20 protein-coding genes are annotated in these 15,280 nt (G+C 39.8%); 8 read left to right on the forward strand and 12 right to left on the reverse strand.

Annotation, left to right across the window (positions count from 1 at the left end):
• On the reverse strand, positions 1 to 419 hold a 419-nt coding region (locus Q0625_RS04460; RefSeq protein ID WP_298823797.1), incomplete at its 3' end, for a hypothetical protein.
• Positions 420 to 726: 307 nt separating this feature from the next.
• Positions 727 to 1,737: a ferrochelatase gene (gene hemH, locus Q0625_RS04465; protein ID WP_298823882.1), complete on the reverse strand. Its 1,011-nt coding sequence runs from the start codon at positions 1,735 to 1,737 to the stop codon at positions 727 to 729.
• A 320-nt stretch (positions 1,738 to 2,057) separates the two neighbouring features.
• Between hemH and Q0625_RS04470 the strand changes: the two genes are divergently transcribed.
• The 4 genes from Q0625_RS04470 to Q0625_RS04485 all read left to right on the forward strand — a co-directional run bounded on the left by Q0625_RS04470 (position 2,058) and on the right by Q0625_RS04485 (position 4,323).
• Positions 2,058 to 2,249: a hypothetical protein gene (locus Q0625_RS04470; protein WP_298823798.1), complete on the forward strand. Its 192-nt coding sequence runs from the start codon at positions 2,058 to 2,060 to the stop codon at positions 2,247 to 2,249.
• Between the two features lie 89 nt (positions 2,250 to 2,338).
• Complete coding sequence (locus Q0625_RS04475; RefSeq protein ID WP_298823799.1) at positions 2,339 to 3,271, forward strand: YihY/virulence factor BrkB family protein; 933 nt, start codon at positions 2,339 to 2,341, stop codon at positions 3,269 to 3,271.
• 96 nt (positions 3,272 to 3,367) lie between these two features.
• Complete coding sequence (locus Q0625_RS04480; RefSeq protein WP_298823800.1) at positions 3,368 to 3,874, forward strand: hypothetical protein; 507 nt, start codon at positions 3,368 to 3,370, stop codon at positions 3,872 to 3,874.
• A 200-nt stretch (positions 3,875 to 4,074) separates the two neighbouring features.
• Positions 4,075 to 4,323 carry a GlsB/YeaQ/YmgE family stress response membrane protein gene (locus tag Q0625_RS04485; protein ID WP_298823801.1) on the forward strand — a complete coding sequence of 83 codons (249 nt, stop codon included), beginning with the start codon at positions 4,075 to 4,077 and terminating at the stop codon, positions 4,321 to 4,323.
• Positions 4,324 to 4,567: 244 nt separating this feature from the next.
• Here Q0625_RS04485 and Q0625_RS04490 read toward each other — a convergent pair whose 3' ends face one another.
• The 10 genes from Q0625_RS04490 to Q0625_RS04535 all read right to left on the reverse strand — a co-directional run bounded on the left by Q0625_RS04490 (position 4,568) and on the right by Q0625_RS04535 (position 11,723).
• Positions 4,568 to 5,557: a MoxR family ATPase gene (locus Q0625_RS04490; protein ID WP_298823803.1), complete on the reverse strand. Its 990-nt coding sequence runs from the start codon at positions 5,555 to 5,557 to the stop codon at positions 4,568 to 4,570.
• Positions 5,558 to 5,705: 148 nt separating this feature from the next.
• Complete coding sequence (locus Q0625_RS04495) at positions 5,706 to 6,623, reverse strand: DUF6263 family protein (RefSeq protein WP_298823805.1); 918 nt, start codon at positions 6,621 to 6,623, stop codon at positions 5,706 to 5,708.
• A 240-nt stretch (positions 6,624 to 6,863) separates the two neighbouring features.
• Positions 6,864 to 7,364 carry a hypothetical protein gene (locus tag Q0625_RS04500; protein ID WP_298823807.1) on the reverse strand — a complete coding sequence of 167 codons (501 nt, stop codon included), beginning with the start codon at positions 7,362 to 7,364 and terminating at the stop codon, positions 6,864 to 6,866.
• 10 nt (positions 7,365 to 7,374) lie between these two features.
• Positions 7,375 to 7,869: a glucosaminidase domain-containing protein gene (locus Q0625_RS04505; RefSeq protein ID WP_298823809.1), complete on the reverse strand. Its 495-nt coding sequence runs from the start codon at positions 7,867 to 7,869 to the stop codon at positions 7,375 to 7,377.
• Between the two features lie 12 nt (positions 7,870 to 7,881).
• Entirely contained in the window at positions 7,882 to 8,313 is a 432-nt protein-coding gene (locus Q0625_RS04510; protein WP_298823811.1) for a hypothetical protein, read from the reverse strand.
• Positions 8,314 to 8,344: 31 nt separating this feature from the next.
• Entirely contained in the window at positions 8,345 to 8,698 is a 354-nt protein-coding gene (locus Q0625_RS04515) for a hypothetical protein (RefSeq protein ID WP_298823813.1), read from the reverse strand.
• Between the two features lie 157 nt (positions 8,699 to 8,855).
• The gene (locus Q0625_RS04520; RefSeq protein ID WP_298823815.1) at positions 8,856 to 9,176 is read right to left on the reverse strand and encodes a DUF6706 family protein; all 321 of its coding nucleotides are present in this window, start codon (positions 9,174 to 9,176) and stop codon (positions 8,856 to 8,858) included.
• A 43-nt stretch (positions 9,177 to 9,219) separates the two neighbouring features.
• Positions 9,220 to 10,320, reverse strand: a complete 1,101-nt coding sequence (locus tag Q0625_RS04525) for a major capsid protein (protein WP_298823817.1) — start codon at positions 10,318 to 10,320, stop codon at positions 9,220 to 9,222.
• 43 nt (positions 10,321 to 10,363) lie between these two features.
• On the reverse strand, positions 10,364 to 10,921 hold the full coding sequence (locus tag Q0625_RS04530; RefSeq protein ID WP_298823820.1) for a hypothetical protein: 558 nt from the start codon (positions 10,919 to 10,921) through the stop codon (positions 10,364 to 10,366).
• A gap of 181 nt (positions 10,922 to 11,102) precedes the next feature.
• Positions 11,103 to 11,723 (reverse strand): hypothetical protein, encoded by a 621-nt coding sequence (locus tag Q0625_RS04535; protein WP_298823822.1) that lies wholly within the window; start codon positions 11,721 to 11,723, stop codon positions 11,103 to 11,105.
• Between the two features lie 243 nt (positions 11,724 to 11,966).
• Between Q0625_RS04535 and Q0625_RS04540 the strand changes: the two genes are divergently transcribed.
• From Q0625_RS04540 to Q0625_RS04555, 4 genes are all read left to right on the forward strand, one after another.
• On the forward strand, positions 11,967 to 12,368 hold the full coding sequence (locus Q0625_RS04540; protein WP_298823825.1) for a carboxypeptidase-like regulatory domain-containing protein: 402 nt from the start codon (positions 11,967 to 11,969) through the stop codon (positions 12,366 to 12,368).
• Positions 12,369 to 12,440: 72 nt separating this feature from the next.
• Complete coding sequence (locus Q0625_RS04545; protein WP_298823827.1) at positions 12,441 to 13,781, forward strand: alginate export family protein; 1,341 nt, start codon at positions 12,441 to 12,443, stop codon at positions 13,779 to 13,781.
• 242 nt (positions 13,782 to 14,023) lie between these two features.
• The gene (locus Q0625_RS04550) at positions 14,024 to 14,434 is read left to right on the forward strand and encodes a helix-turn-helix domain-containing protein (protein ID WP_298823828.1); all 411 of its coding nucleotides are present in this window, start codon (positions 14,024 to 14,026) and stop codon (positions 14,432 to 14,434) included.
• A 211-nt stretch (positions 14,435 to 14,645) separates the two neighbouring features.
• A complete protein-coding gene (locus Q0625_RS04555) occupies positions 14,646 to 15,254 on the forward strand; it encodes a TetR/AcrR family transcriptional regulator (RefSeq protein WP_298823830.1) in 609 nt (202 codons plus the stop codon).
• The last annotated feature ends 26 nt before the right edge of the window (positions 15,255 to 15,280 follow it).

Consider the following 15,280-nt stretch of genomic DNA (forward strand, 5'->3'; position numbering starts at 1 on the left):
TTAAAGTTAGGATCACGGATAACAATTTCGTCTTCTATTGCGATTTCACGCCAAACTCCTCCACTCTTTTGATACACTTTATCATTAGTACTATTTACAAAATAGTCCCCCTCCTTTCCAAAACTCGGAACAGGCGCCTTGCTATTTGAATAAACTGTATTTCCACTCTTAAAACCAACTAAAGAACCTATTGGAATCCAATTGTTCCCCGCACGCTTATAGAGTGTACCAGAAGTCTTATTATAATAATACTTAGCTGTATTATCTGAAGGTTGTGTATTTCCTATGGTATTAGTGGTTTCTCCTTCACCACTAGAGCCTCCAAAATCAGGATCTTTGTTGTCCTTGTTGCAACTTACAGCAAGGGTTGCTGCTGAGAGTAGCAACAACGCTAATAGTGTGTGTAATTTTTTTCTCATAATTAATTAGTTTTGCTTAACATTACAATAATCATTTTTTTATCTTAATTAGGTTTTTTTGACGGTACAAAAGTAGTAATTATTTTATAATCTCCCAAATAATCCCCCTAACCTAGGAGTAAAAAGAGCCTGAAAATAGGGTTATTAACTAAGTTATTAACTGCCTTATCATACTCACATTGATGTTTTATTAACAAATAAAACCTTTTATGTTATACATAAAAAGGTTTTTATTAAGAAAATAGGAAGTGATTTCACCTCTCAAGAGAAATTATACACAATTGGTGATTCTTTGTTAATAACTATGTTATTTTTGCCATTTTTTAATCCAATCGGAAAGGGTTTTTGACCAATCATCACGGTCATTTAGGCAAGGTATGCAGTTATAGCTCTCTCCTCCATGTTCCAAAAAGGTTTCTTTACCTTCCATAGCAATCTCCTCCAAGGTCTCCAAACAGTCGGCCACAAAAGCAGGAGTTACAATGGCTAATTTCTTCACACCTCTCTGGGCAAGTTGTTCTAAGGTAGCATCGGTATAGGGTTGTAACCATGGGTCACGCCCTAAGCGAGATTGGAAGGAGGTGCCATAGCTGTCTTGGGGAAGTTGTAGCATATTGGCTACAGCCTGTGTAAGAGCATAGGACTGATGCCTATAACAATACTGATGAGCTGGAGAGAGTGTATTGCAGCAAATATCGTTGATCTGGCAATGTTCACGAGTCACATCGGACTTATAAATATGTCTTTCGGGAATTCCATGATAGGAGAAAAGCAGATATTCACCTTCCTTATAATACTGCTTGATAGAGGTCGCCAATACCTCAATATACTCTGGTTGGTTATAGAAAGGGGGTAACTCCGAAAGGGTGATATGAGGATACTTTTTCTTGATAATCTTATGTGCTAATACCGAAATAGTCTCGACTGTGGACATGGCATACTGCGGATAAAGAGGTACCAACAGAATCTCAGTGACTCCCTTTTGGGAAAGCACCTCAATAGCCGAAGCTATAGAGGGATTCCCATAGCGCATGGCCATCTGTACAGGGATATCTAATTGGGATTGTACCTTTTGGGTAAGGTTACGAGTATGAATAATAAGAGGAGAACCCTCCTTAGTCCATACTTTTTCATAAGCAGCTGCTGATTTTTTAGGTCGGGTACGCAAGATAATGCCTTTGACTAGCAAAGCGCGACTCAAGTATGGCAAATCTATCACCCGTGGATCCATTAGGAACTCATCCAAATACGTTCGTACATCCTTAACAGAAGTAGAGTTAGGCGAGCCTAAATTGACCAAAAGAACACCTTTTGACATTCGTTTGAAATTTGCCACAAATATACATACTTTTTTGTATTCTCCCCCTACTTCTTCCATTTATTTTTTCTATAAGTCAATTTGTCAATTTGTCAATTTGCCGATTTGTCAATTTGTCGATTTGTCAATTTGCCGATTTGCCGATTTGCCGATTTGTCAATTTGCCGATTTGCCGATTTGCCGATTATCTCATTAACTAATTGACTCATCGTCTCATTGACTAATTGGCTCATCAGCTCATTGACTCATTGACAAATCAACATTTTTCTTTTGTCATTTGGAAAAAACGTTGTATCTTTGCCACAGAAAAAAACAACAACATGCAAGTAGATTTTACTTTTCAAGAATACTTAGGTTTCTTGGCTTTCTTAGGAATTGCTACTATGGGATTTTGGCTCATGATTTTCTTGCTTACCTATGTAGTTCCTTATTGGGTATTTGGTGCTGCTATTGAGCGCTTCAAAGAAAACCGTGCTGCTAAAAAAGCTCAAAAACAGGAACAAACAGCCTAAGAACTCCTATGCTGCAAAAGTCTACTCTTACAGAGGTTTTACCTCTGTAAGGGCTTTCTTGTATCTATACTAAACCAATACAAATATTTATGAATAAGGAGACTGAGGCACTCATTGACCGTATTCCCCTACTGAATAAGCTGATTGCTTTTCTTAAGTGTATCCCTTTGGGTAAGGGACAACAATTTTCCCTCTATGACCTATTGGAACTCTATACAATAGGTATTGTAAGAGGTGCCCTTACTTATAGAGCAAGTGCTATCTCTTATAGCTTTTTCGTAGCAATCTTCCCTTTTCTACTAGTAGTCTTAAACCTTATTCCCTATATTCCTATTGATGATTTCCAACAAGATTTCTGGGTATTCCTGGACAACCTACTTCCCCCAGGGACACACCGTTTTTTTGAAGATATCTTTATGGACATCGCAGGCAAAAAACGTGCGGGCTTGCTCTCCACTGTATTTGTACTTTCTATCTTCCTTACTACCAATGGTATCAATGCGGTGTTTGGAGGTTTTGAGAACTCCTACCATGTAAAGAACACCCGTGGGGTACTACGGCAGTACTTTATCTCCATGGGAGTGGCGATGCTTCTGGTAGTACTCATCCTCTTTTCGGTAATTCTCTGGTTAGCTTTTGAGTATATTAAGGGTATGCGTATCTTTGAGTTTTTCGAAGGTGATCTCTATCTTTTCCCCTTGATAAAGAAAATATTCTTTATTTTTGTAACCTACCTATCGGTTTCTATTCTCTTTCATTTTGGTTCTACTGAAAAGGGTATGCGCTTTTTCTCAGCGGGTTCCTTCCTCACCTTAGTCCTCTTTATCCTAACTACCTATGGCTTTGGGATCTATATCGAACACTTTGCCCAATATAACCAACTCTATGGTTCCATAGGGGCACTACTTATTTTCCTATTATATATATGGCTCAACGCTACTATTCTCCTATTAGGCTTCGAGCTAAACGCCTCCCTACTGAGACTTAAATCAAGTAAAAAAGGAGAAGATAAAAACGAATAAATATTCCTCGGGCGTCTATCTTGTTACATATCAATTGATTTTGAAAAATGGGAATAGACTCAATATTTTTTATTAAAAAAATTAAAATAAACTTTAATGAAGTTCAATATCAATAATAATTTAAAACATAATTTAATATTCTTAGCTGTTTTTATTCTATTGTTGCATATATTAGCTACTGACATAGTAATTTTCAGAGTTTATTGGGAAGAAAAATTATTTTTTTCTGAAGGATATTGGACTAAGCAGATATATTTTAATTTTGAAGATTATGATAAATATATAACAATAGATACATATGATATTTTTCTTCTTTGCTATGAAAGTTGGGATGGTATTTTATTGTTTGCTCTTTATTTTGCACTATTTATTTTTTATGTCATAGCACCTATTATTCAACTTCTTATAACTAAAAAGATAAGTTTTATATTTTTATTAATAATTGATATTCTTGTTTTATTTTTATATAGTTATATTCTTTTAAAGTCTTTTTCGGATAACCCTATGATAGGTGTTATCCCAATAGGTATACTTATTCCAATGGCATTTTTTATTTTGCTATTTTTCAGAATTTACCAATATAAAAAGAAATTGATATTCTAAAATCTAAATTTAGCTTAGGAAAGGATTGTAAAATAATAAGATTAAGAAAATTGAATAATAATTTTATTGAGATGTCTATTTAGTTACATATCAATTGATTTTGAAAAACGGGAACAGACTCAACATTTTTTGCAGAAAAGAAATCAGTGAATATCTAAAAAAAATTCTTATCTTTGTACTCTAGTTTAATATTTAAATTTATGGGTATTATTGCAACACTTATTATTGGAGCCATCGCTGGATGGCTAGGAGGAACTATCTACAAAGGTAGTGGATTAGGTCTTATTGGGAATATCATTATTGGTATTCTCGGAAGCGGCGTCGGGTATTGGCTTTTGAGTGTGTTTAACATCTCACTTGGAGAAGGTTGGATTGGTTCTATCTTGACTGGAGCTATTGGAGCTATTGTTATTTTATTTTTGATAAATTTGATATTTAAAAAGAAATAATAAACAATGAAGAGCAAATTCTAAAAATGAAAAAGTTCAAAGATTAGAACTGGTAAGCAAAATACATCTTAAAAAATCCCCGAAATATGATATTTCGGGGATTTTTCTTACATTTATTCTTTACAGCTACCTCTTTCTGTTAGCCAGTCTATGCTTTTCCTTGTTCAGTATTTTGAAGCTAACTTCTTTGAGATCAAGCCTTCCATTCATCTGCTTTATCACTTAAAGCCCTTATTTTTATTTTCTAAGGAACCTCCACAGTGTTGATAATCTTATTGATAATATCTACAGAAGTTATATTCTCTGCTTCTGCTTCGTAGGTAATACCGATACGATGACGTAACACATCGAAGATTACCGAACGTACATCCTCAGGAATCACATAACCACGGTGATGTATGAAAGCATGACACTTAGCAGCTACTGCCAAACTGATACTACCACGAGGAGAAGCACCAAACTGTATAAGCGGACTAAGCTCAGCCAACTGATATTTTTCTGGATAACGAGTAGCAAAGATAATGTCAAGTATATACTTCTCTATTTTCTCATCCATATATACCTCATAAGCTACTTGCTGAGCGTGTAGGATCTGATCCAAACTTATCACCTGATTCACCTGAGGTTGGGTACCTTTTAGGTTGTTATGCATAATCTGCTGCTCTTCTTGTAGCTTAGGATAGTCTATCACTACCTTGAGCATAAACCTATCTACCTGAGCTTCAGGCAGTGGATAAGTACCCTCCTGTTCCACTGGGTTCTGTGTGGCCATTACAAGGAAAGGCTTGTCAAGAGAAAAAGTCGTATCCCCTATGGTTACTTGCTTTTCCTGCATGGCTTCCAATAAGGCTGATTGCACCTTGGCTGGTGCACGGTTGATTTCGTCGGCTAAAACAAAATTAGCAAAAATAGGCCCCTTCTTGATAGCAAACTCGTTCTGCTTCACATTGTAGGTCATTGTACCTATTACATCGGCAGGAAGTAAGTCAGGGGTAAATTGTATACGGCTAAAAGAACCATGTACCGCTTTGGCAAGAGTATTGATAGAAAGGGTTTTAGCCAGCCCTGGCACCCCTTCCAAAAGGATATGCCCTTGCCCTAATAGACCTATAAGTAAGGCATCTACCATATGGCGTTGCCCTATAATAACCTTGGACATCTCCGCAGTAAGGGTCTCTACAAATACACTTTCACGCTCTATTTTTTCATTGATTTGACTAATATCAACACTCATAATTTAGTATTTTTCTTTGCATGTCGTTTCAGGACGCTAAATTATTATTTTTTTCTCGATTAGCGCGTTAAAAAAAAGTTATTAATAATGATAGATCAATCACTGTCTTCTGCCTACTGTCTTCTGTCTACTGACTACTGTCCACTGACTACTGCCCTCTGACTTCTATAACTGATTTACTCTCAAAGGGGATTATCTTTCCTTTTTGGTGAGAGAGGTCGCCCTCTACTTCTGTTTCTCCTGAAAGGGTCTGCTTGGCAGTGGCTTTTTGTATCCATTTGGTAGTGGGATCAAGCCATATTTCTATGTCTATCGCTCCATTCATGGTGAAAAACACATATTGCCCTTGTTGCAAGATGACTTTCTCATGATTGGTTGCTATCAGAGCTTTTCCACGAATATAAATACTCTCTGGAGTCACCTCCTGTAAGGTATATTGAGTTTTCACATTTACATCCATCTCTTTGGAGAGGAAAGAGGAAATCTCCCACTGATCCCCCACGGCTACCCTTTGGCGTGGTAAGACAGAGAGCACATTGGAGAGATTGGACTGCAATGTAGTCTCGGCAAAAGCAGCTTCCAGCTGTGCTTGTACCTGCTGTTTCTCAAAGGAAGTCAAAGGATTTTCCTTAGCATGCTTCTTATCTAGCTGCTTCATTGCACGTTCCATAAGCGGCTTTACGGGATCTAACTTCACTATTTTCCCCTTAACACTCAGCTCTCCCTTGAATGGCTGATTGCAAAGCTCCTTAGCGGCTTCATTGGTGTATTCAGGAATCTTCTCCAAAGGCATGGGCTTGCCTTGTACATTGGTTTCCAACTGCAAAAGAGCCTCCTCATAACGCAATGTTATAGGATATATCTGCTTCTCTTCCCTGCTTGGGGTAATACTAAGACGGGTAGTACTCACCGCCTTGGCTTCTACATCTAAATTATCCAAACGTTGCTTGGACGACACTTCTGAAACAACTGTAAACTTATAGGGTTGCTTGGGCTTCAATGTAAGACTCAAATCTATGGATTGAGCCAACCCTAAAAAGGGTACAAAAAATAATAAATACTTCATATTCAATAAGATAAAAGCAATGAGTACAAATATCCAATGCTTATGATTATAGGGGCAAAGATAATGAAATAATGATAAACAACAAATTATTAATGACCAGTGATTAGTGACTAATGACTTTTCACCCACATACCCAACTCCAAGTATTCGCTGGCTTTACTTTTCACTTTTCACTCTTCGTTTCTCACTATTCACCCACATACCCAGCTCCAAGTATTCGCTGGCTTTGCTTTTCACTCTTCACTTTTCGCTCTTCGCTATGAATGTTACCATCACTCCTATGACTACGACCCAGAAAAGTTTCCACAAAAGCTGTTGGGTAGTCTCTCGCTCCTGCTTATGAAAATGGTGCTGTTGTAGTACTTGGTGCTGCTCCTGCCGCTGATCTTGGGTTTGCTGCTCTTCTTGGGAGGTCTGTTGGGTAGCCTTCTTGAGCTTTAAGGAAAGATGAGGGGCGCGCATGAGTATTTTGTGCGTCTTGCCCTGCTTCACTTGCAGGAGCGTGGGTATAGAGGGACAAGGCACAGGAGATAAGGTGTCAGTAGGGCATGGTATAGTACTGTCCAGCCCCCATTCCACTTCTTGCCATTGGTCAAGGGTAAGGTTTTGGATATGCTGCCGTTGGCTATACTGGGCAAGGCTATCATATTGCTGCACTTGCATGACACTTTGGGTATCTCGGTGAGTGGTCTTGCAAGCTCCCAAAAGCAGGAGCAAAGCAAAAAAGAATATAGGCTTCATAAATGATGGGTTAAGAAAGTTGATCAATAATTATTTTAAGCTTGTGAGCGTATTGTGGATCAGTAGCATAACCTGCGGCGGCTATCTCTTCGGCAAAGCGATAAGGGTCACTCTTGTAACGCATTGCTTTTTGGTAACGTGGATGCTGGCTCAGCAGGAGCGCATGGTCGGTAAAGGACTCTTCTGGGCTGTCATACTTCTTAAACCAATCACGCACAATATACAGATATTTGCCATCTGCTCGCTTGGTAATACTGATGATCTCTGGAAATAGTCCTTCCTTAGTAGGAGTTGGGCAGGTCAATACCTCCTTGGTTCTTAACAGTTGTTTTTTCTCTGGAGGTGTTGTCTTAGTGGCTTTCACTCCAAAAAACATATTCCCTGGAGCATACTTCCCCCAACCTGTCTCCAAGGCTGCTTGGGCAAGTATAAAAACTGCCGAAATCCCGGTCTTCCGCTCACTCTCAAGCGCATAGGGAAGGTATTTTTCTTTAAAAGTATTCATTTTTTCTCTTTCTTAGATTCCCACTACAATTGTCGCTACATGTTGGCGTATTTCGGGCAGTGGGGTAAGGGTTTGCTTGAGGATCATCAGGTGTGGCTTAGGTCCTTGCCAAGAGGCACGAATGGCTGTGATGACCTCCGAAACCACAAATCGCAAGCGATAGCGAGCCGAGATGTATTGGGTGCCTTGCACCCCCTTATACACATACACATCAGGCACATAGATAAGAACCTGCGCCACCCCCGTAGTGGCTCGCTCCTGCACCGTAGGCTCTCTATCCTTGGGAAACTGACACTCAAGGCATTGCACAACAATATCTTCTTTGTAAGAGTCCTGAGGACGATCGTTTCCTAAGTAGATGTCTCCACTAAGCCCTAAGCGATTTTTGATATCATATTGGGCAAGCAGCTGATACAAATGGGCTTCTACATCAAAAGTTATCATATTCGTTTTTAAGTATTTAGATAGTTGTTTATCATATCCACAATCGGGAATGAAATTGTCCTATGTCGCATTTCTGGACGATGCCTACCACACGTACCTTTTTGCCTTCGGGGTCATCACTCACAAGGATTTGTGCTCCCACAGGTAGGCGATCTACCCCTTGGGGAAAGTAAATAACGGAGGCAAATCGGTGAAACGAGGCATTGCCCTTTTGGACATGGTGATATAAGCTATTAGCCAAGGGTACTTCCTGTCCCTTGCTATTGACCTCCTCCCTAGAACGACAGAGAAAAACAGGAGTTACGGTTGTCTCAGTCCAAGTACCATCACTCCGCCGCTGTGGCTGGGAAGTAGTCATCACAAAAAGATAATGAGGATACTTCATGTTAATTGGTCGATTTGCTGATTTGTCAATTTGTCAATTTGCTGATTTGTCGATTTGTCGATTTGTCGATTTGTCAATTTGCCGATTAACTCATTGACTCATTAGCTCATTGGCTCATCAGCTCATTGGCTCATTGACTCATTGACTCATCGGCTCATCACCATATTTCTGCTCTGCTTCTTAGTTTAGGTGAATGGGAGGGAAAGAGTACATTCTTCTCCCCTAGCTCGTAGCATAGAGCTGTGTAATAAGCCTCTATGGCTTGCAAGTCCCAACTCTGTGAAAAAGTGCCTTCAGCACGCTTCTGCGAAGTGGAGGCAAGCACAAGCGAAAAATAACGATAGATAGCCCTATCACAGCGTTCTATCTCTAGATCTCCCGTTGGGGAGAGCTGCCCCTTATGCAGGAGCAACTCTATTGTCTGTGGCTCTATTCCCATAGGAGATAGGCTCAATGTCAAGTATTCAAGATTAGTCATTGGTTGTTAGTTATTAGTTGTTAGTCACTAGTCTTTGGTCTCTCTAGTTTTTATTCCAAGAATTGTTATTCACTTGCATAAGTAGTGAGCGAGCAGCTAAGTTCCATGCAGGAAATAGATTGGCGATACCCTCAGTGACTTCCTTTACGGGTGACTCTTGGGAATATTTTTTGATAAGGGTATGTCCATGTAGCGCTTTAAGAGCACTGGAGGACGGCATCTTCACATCTATTGGGGTTTTCCAATAGGTGTTACCCAATACCTTACTCTCGGAAAAGAGAATCACATCATCAGCAAAAGGATTCTGTGTTTTATGCTCTCCTGAGGCCAACTGCAAGGTGATTTCTTGGTCTATCACAATAATCTGTAATCCGCGATAGGTCTCGGCATGTTTTGCCAAATAAGCATTCACCGTACTAAGGTCGGGCGCATCGGCTTGGGAAGTACCTATAGCATAAGGCATACAACGCTTACCTACCTCCTCTTGGGAGGCAAACTTGAGGAAGGTATCCACATTCATAAAGGCATACTTGTAGCTCACCCCATGTCTTTGTTGTCCCAATCGTATAGCTCTAGGAAAGTCCTTAGATAGGGGCCTGCCCGCCGTGCCATTGTAAGAGGCCTCTACCCCTACCTTCTGCTCCTTAGGAATTTGGTAGTCCATCTCATATTGGCTAACTACTGAAAAGTTGTTCTCCGGATCTAGGGAAAATTTCCCCAAGGAGATTTGTTGTAACGCAATCCATTCAGCACGGGCAGCTATCCCATGCCAACAGTATTTGGTATCATCTGCCCAGAACTGTACCAAGGAAAGCATATCAGGGTTTTGCCCTGCAGTAGCCACCATGAGGTCATACTCGGTAAGCTCGTCTTCGTTTTTCTCTCGCATGATGGAGAGTTTGGGAATATCCCCTTGGAGTTTGGCTAGGTTCTTACGCACTTTTGCAGGTACCGATGCCCCACGGGCTACTATATCGGCCGCCACTTTTAGCCCTGCTTGTGCCTCAAGCATACGCCAAGAAAGTGTAGAGGTCTCCCTTAGCGGAAACAAGGTTGGGTAATAATATTGTTCAAGGTTGTAACTATTTACAACAGCTTGCAAGTCGGCCTGATTCAGACCCACCATAAGAGAAGAATTTATCATGTTAGTTTTGAATTTTGAGTTTTGAGTCATTTGTCATTTGTCACTAAATAAAGCTTATAAGCCTAAGTTGTTCCCTAAGTGTCTTGGCTATGGGTTGGGATCGTTCTTCCTTGACCACACAGATAAGCCATGCTCCACAATACAAGTCACCTCCATGGGGAACAAGAGCCGTATGGGCAATCAAAGCCATAGGAGATACCTTCGGAATTTTGTTATTACCTTCCGTGGCAAACAGAGGGGCATCCTTAGGAATCTCCACCGCAAAAGACTGCTCTAAGGTAAGAATATCATATTCAGCATTTTGTTTGTTGACAGAAGCTATTTTCTGTCCATCAGCCATATCCGCCGCTATGTAGTCGCCCGCAAGAAAATGATGCCCTTTGGCTACTTTCAGCTCCTTGGACGATACTGGAGTTACATATAGGGTAAGGGCAATTTTCTCCACCTCATAGCAGCCATCACTGCCCTTACCAATGGGCGTACCTGCATATAGGTAAGCCCCGCCTAAGTGTTCTGAGGAGATTGTTACGCCGCCTGTTAGGTCGGCCAAGGTGTGCATAAATAGTCCCGAGGTAGGAACCGCTGGTGTAATATGAATCATTTTTAATTGTTTATTATTAATTGTTAATGATGTGAATCAATGATTAAAATGTTATTGACTAACTGTCTAAGACGCAATAAATGGCACCTCTACACATGCGCTGGCTAAGATAATTCCTAATCGTAGAGACGCAATAAATTGCGTCTTAACAAATTTGTCATTCGTCACTAGTCACTAGTCACTATATTTGTTTTCCTTTAAACGGTTGGTTTTCTCCCTGTTGTAGTTGGATAAAAGTCGCCACTGAGGAGGACACAGTACCCTGAGGAGATTCTTGAGTGTAGTAAGGAGGATGTTGTAAAGAAAGATTACGATTGGACAAAAACTGATTAGCCTGTTGTACATCTTGTTGCTTTTGTTGTAAATACTGAGAAAAATCATCCTGAGAGGCAAACTGCATACGCCTAAAGTCCTTGAGACTCTGATCGCGAAAGTTATGGTCTTCACAGCTACTAAGCACCTCTTGAAGCTGGCTGTAACGCTGTTGCTGACTCTGTGCCGTTTCGAACTTGCTTAAGCGCTGCTCAAGCGACTGTACCACACTATTTACACGTTCTTGAATAAGTCGCTCCAAGGAGGGAGCAAGCCCCGTCCCTTCTGTGCTGGCAACCGTTTCCGTAGCAAATGCCTCCGCAGGAACAAAATCTTTTATCTGATCTAGCGTAAGCTTCGCTATCAACGCCTGCCCCTGATGATTATCTGGCTTTTGTGCCGCTAAGGAACTAGCCAATGGAGTTAGGTGCGCTTCAGTTAGTTGAGGAAATTTCTCTGTAAGCAAACTAAGGATTTCTTCTTGATTCATGATATATAATATTAAAACTTTTTGTTTGTTTAACGTTGCAAAATTACAACATTTTAGAACCCAAAGTCAAGCGATTTTATACCGAGAAGTAATAATTTATACAATAAAAAATCATGTTAAATATTTATGACTTTTTTAACTACTATGTATAGAATTGTTAAAAAAAATACAATTAACGATTTTTATACATAAACTTCTAAAAGTTTTTGTACTTTTGTGAGAATAAATAACAAATTACTAATTATGAAAACCACCTCTATCGGCTATATAATAGCCTTGTTTTTATACAGTTTAGCCTCCCATGCGGCTTCTATATTTCCTAAAGAGATATCTTTTCCACTACCAAAAACAATTCAACAATACACCTATCGAGTATCAGGTACCGTAATTGATAAGAAGACACATGTGATTATCCCAGAGGCAGTTATTTCACTTAAGAACCTTACCACTGGACAGGAAAACACCTATACCTGTGACCAGTATGGCACCTATACGGTTGTATTGGACGTAAGAAACAGCTATCTCTTACAAGCCTCCGCTAAGGGGTATATCTCTTCCGAACAAGCTGCTTTCAAGCAGAATAGCACCGATCCTGAGCAGATTCCTCTGAAAATGCAGGATTTCACCCTCTCTAAAGAAAAATAAAAAACAGCGGTCAGTCATTAGTAAATCACTAACTACCAATAACTAATCAACTGAACTTAATAAATAAAACACATGAAAAAAGTTATCTTATCTGCCTTATTCTTGGCAGCACTCCCATCGGTAGTACAAGCTCAGGAGGAGGAGAATACCCCAGAAAACTCCTTTACGCTTTCTGCCCAACTTCGCCCACGTTTTGAATACCGAAACGGCGCCTATATTCCCCTACAAGAAGGAGAGAAACCTGCTATCTTGATCAACAACCGCACTCGTCTGAATCTTGACTACCACCATGATAACCAATTGCAGCTATTCGTTTCCTTACAGAATGTAAACATCTGGGGACAAGCTCCTCAAGTACAACTCAACGACCGCACTGGAGGGCTCTCTGTATTCGAAGCATACGCTGCCCTACCTATCTACGAAGAATTGAATATCAAAATAGGTAGACAAATGATCATCCTCGACGAAGACCGTATCTTCGGATCTCTTGATTGGCACCCTGCTGGTCGTGCACATGATGCGATAAATATCAATTGGAAAAACGACAAACTCACCCTTCGTTCTTTCTTCGCCTTTAACCAGAACTACTTTGATGGAAATGCTTCTAGTCTAAACGGAAACGTTAATAATCCTAAAGGACAATACTTTTATATAGCTCCTGGTACACAACCTTACCAACACTTGGAAGCGGTACATGCACATTACGACTTTGCTCCTACCCAAGGACTTTCTTTCCTTGTAGCCAACCTTGGACAACGCAATAGCTCCAATAATGACATTGATTACAACATGCAAACTATCGGTTTCCACTACCGTGGTAAGTCTGATGCACTACGCTATGGTGCTGAAGCATACCTACAAACAGGTAAAAGTGCAGCAGGTAAGGACAAAGAAGCATTCCTATTGGCTGCTCTCGTAGGTTACCAATTCACTCCTGCTTTCTCTGCTACCCTCGGCTTGGATTATCTAAGTGGTAATGATACCAATAACCCTACCGCTACCAAAGACAAGGCTTTCAATCCTTTCTCCGGTACCAACCATAAGTTCTATGGCTTCATGGATCACTTCTATGTAAGTTATAGCCCAAGTGTAGGTCTCTTAAACCCTTACTTAAACCTTACACTTAAAACTTCTGATAAGGGTAACCTCTCCGCTACTGGGCACTATTTCCGCTCTGCAGGAAAAATTGTTGGTGATAAAGATAACAAAACTCGTCACTTAGGCGTAGAAGGTGACTTAGTTTACACCCACAAAATCCAACAATATGTTTCTCTACAAGCAGGCTACTCTCTATTTATTACCTCTGGAAGTTACAAAAAGCTCCGCAACCTCAACTTAGAAGTACGCAAGCAACAAGACTGGCTCTGGTGCAGCCTCAACATCAATCCTAAATTATTCTCTGCCAAATTCTAATATTTAGGCAAAAACATAAAACAAGGGCTATCGGTTTCACCGATAGCCCTTACTTTTTCTTTCTTCACATCTCAAGTCCCAAGTATCCCCTTAACTACTCTTTCCGCTCTCTTCACCAATCACTCATCACTTATTTGTTAATTTTCTTGATTTTATTACTTTATTGTTGTAATTTTGCAACTCAAAAATAATCAACTAACCACTAACCACTAACCATTAACCATTAACTATTCACTAAAAAAATGCTTCTCATTTCCCTACCTGAAAACGTCCTCCAAATGGAGGATAACCAAACTCTAGAAACCCTCTGTGCCTCTGTCAAGGCATTAGGAGGCAAATTCACCTACAATGCACCCTATACCAAAAGAAAAAGAGCGACCAGCCCTGCTGTTCTTACGGAAATATTAGCACAAGTCAATAAGGCTACAGGACTTTCCCTTGAGGAAATTGTCCAACCCAAGCGTGCAACACAGTGGATATATGCCCGCTTACTTTTGACCGCCTTAGCCATCCAAAAGGGCTATTCTGTAGAGGACACTGCCTGCCTATTACAACGTTCTGCCCCCTCTGTTTATCGGTTATTACAACAGTATCGCAATGAATCCAAATTCAACCCAGAATTCAAAAAAATAATTTCAGGGATTAGCGGTTAGTAATTTAGAACTATGAAACTTGCTACTTGTCATTCGTCACCAATTAAAAAACTTGGAAACTTTTTTTGTTTATTAAGTTTTTTTGTTTTACCTTTGCCCCCGAAAAAAGAAGTGAAGAACAAAGAGTAATAAGGAGGGAATTGTTCTATTCTCTTACCACATCCCTAGTTATGAGCACTCTCTGGCTTTACTTTTTACTTTTACCTTTAAAATGAAAAAAGACATTACTCAAAAGGCTCTCAACTATTTCTTACAGTATGGTTTCAAAACCTTTACTATGGACAACTTGGCCAATAGCCTTGGCATCTCCAAAAAAACCCTTTATGAGCAGTTCGCCTCCAAAAACGAACTGGTAGAGGCTGCCTTGGACTATGCCTTGGAAATGAGCTGTTACCAAATAGATAAATTCGTCTCTGGTAAAGGGTCTGTGATTGAAAATGTATTTCGTAATCAGAAAGAAGTAGAAAATCTGTTTAACCTCAGTAGTTCCAAACCTATCTGGGAGCTCAAGAAATATTTCCCTAAAACCTATGAGCGTATGGACATAGAATTTACCAAGTCCGATGCGCTTTTCATCGACAAACTGTTGGAAAAAGGCTGGGAAGAAGGCCTTTTCAGAGAGGATATCAATGTATCTTTTTATAAAGTCTTTTACACCAATGTACAGCGCATGCGTACTTTCAGTGATACTTTTGATGAAAAAGAATTCCCTTTTTGGGATACCGTATATACCATTATGGAGTATTTCTTTAGAATCATTGTCAATGAAAAAGGACTCCAAGAACTCGAAAAAACTCTCAAAAAAATAAAGGAACAGTAGTCAGTAATTAGTGGTTAGTGGTTAGT

The sequence above is a fragment of the uncultured Capnocytophaga sp. genome (genome assembly GCF_938029845.1).
Lineage (GTDB): Bacteria > Bacteroidota > Bacteroidia > Flavobacteriales > Flavobacteriaceae > Capnocytophaga.

Coding starts and splice junctions, on each gene's coding strand:
- hemH (WP_298823882.1), bottom strand. CDS start 1,737: ATGTCAAAAGGTGTTCTTTTGGTCAATTTAGGCTCGCCTAACTCTACT.
- Q0625_RS04470 (WP_298823798.1), top strand. CDS start 2,058: ATGCAAGTAGATTTTACTTTTCAAGAATACTTAGGTTTCTTGGCTTTC.
- Q0625_RS04475 (WP_298823799.1), top strand. CDS start 2,339: ATGAATAAGGAGACTGAGGCACTCATTGACCGTATTCCCCTACTGAAT.
- Q0625_RS04480 (WP_298823800.1), top strand. CDS start 3,368: ATGAAGTTCAATATCAATAATAATTTAAAACATAATTTAATATTCTTA.
- Q0625_RS04485 (WP_298823801.1), top strand. CDS start 4,075: ATGGGTATTATTGCAACACTTATTATTGGAGCCATCGCTGGATGGCTA.
- Q0625_RS04490 (WP_298823803.1), bottom strand. CDS start 5,557: ATGAGTGTTGATATTAGTCAAATCAATGAAAAAATAGAGCGTGAAAGT.
- Q0625_RS04495 (WP_298823805.1), bottom strand. CDS start 6,623: ATGAAGTATTTATTATTTTTTGTACCCTTTTTAGGGTTGGCTCAATCC.
- Q0625_RS04500 (WP_298823807.1), bottom strand. CDS start 7,364: ATGAAGCCTATATTCTTTTTTGCTTTGCTCCTGCTTTTGGGAGCTTGC.
- Q0625_RS04505 (WP_298823809.1), bottom strand. CDS start 7,869: ATGAATACTTTTAAAGAAAAATACCTTCCCTATGCGCTTGAGAGTGAG.
- Q0625_RS04510 (WP_298823811.1), bottom strand. CDS start 8,313: ATGATAACTTTTGATGTAGAAGCCCATTTGTATCAGCTGCTTGCCCAA.
- Q0625_RS04515 (WP_298823813.1), bottom strand. CDS start 8,698: ATGAAGTATCCTCATTATCTTTTTGTGATGACTACTTCCCAGCCACAG.
- Q0625_RS04520 (WP_298823815.1), bottom strand. CDS start 9,176: ATGACTAATCTTGAATACTTGACATTGAGCCTATCTCCTATGGGAATA.
- Q0625_RS04525 (WP_298823817.1), bottom strand. CDS start 10,320: ATGATAAATTCTTCTCTTATGGTGGGTCTGAATCAGGCCGACTTGCAA.
- Q0625_RS04530 (WP_298823820.1), bottom strand. CDS start 10,921: ATGATTCATATTACACCAGCGGTTCCTACCTCGGGACTATTTATGCAC.
- Q0625_RS04535 (WP_298823822.1), bottom strand. CDS start 11,723: ATGAATCAAGAAGAAATCCTTAGTTTGCTTACAGAGAAATTTCCTCAA.
- Q0625_RS04540 (WP_298823825.1), top strand. CDS start 11,967: ATGAAAACCACCTCTATCGGCTATATAATAGCCTTGTTTTTATACAGT.
- Q0625_RS04545 (WP_298823827.1), top strand. CDS start 12,441: ATGAAAAAAGTTATCTTATCTGCCTTATTCTTGGCAGCACTCCCATCG.
- Q0625_RS04550 (WP_298823828.1), top strand. CDS start 14,024: ATGCTTCTCATTTCCCTACCTGAAAACGTCCTCCAAATGGAGGATAAC.
- Q0625_RS04555 (WP_298823830.1), top strand. CDS start 14,646: ATGAAAAAAGACATTACTCAAAAGGCTCTCAACTATTTCTTACAGTAT.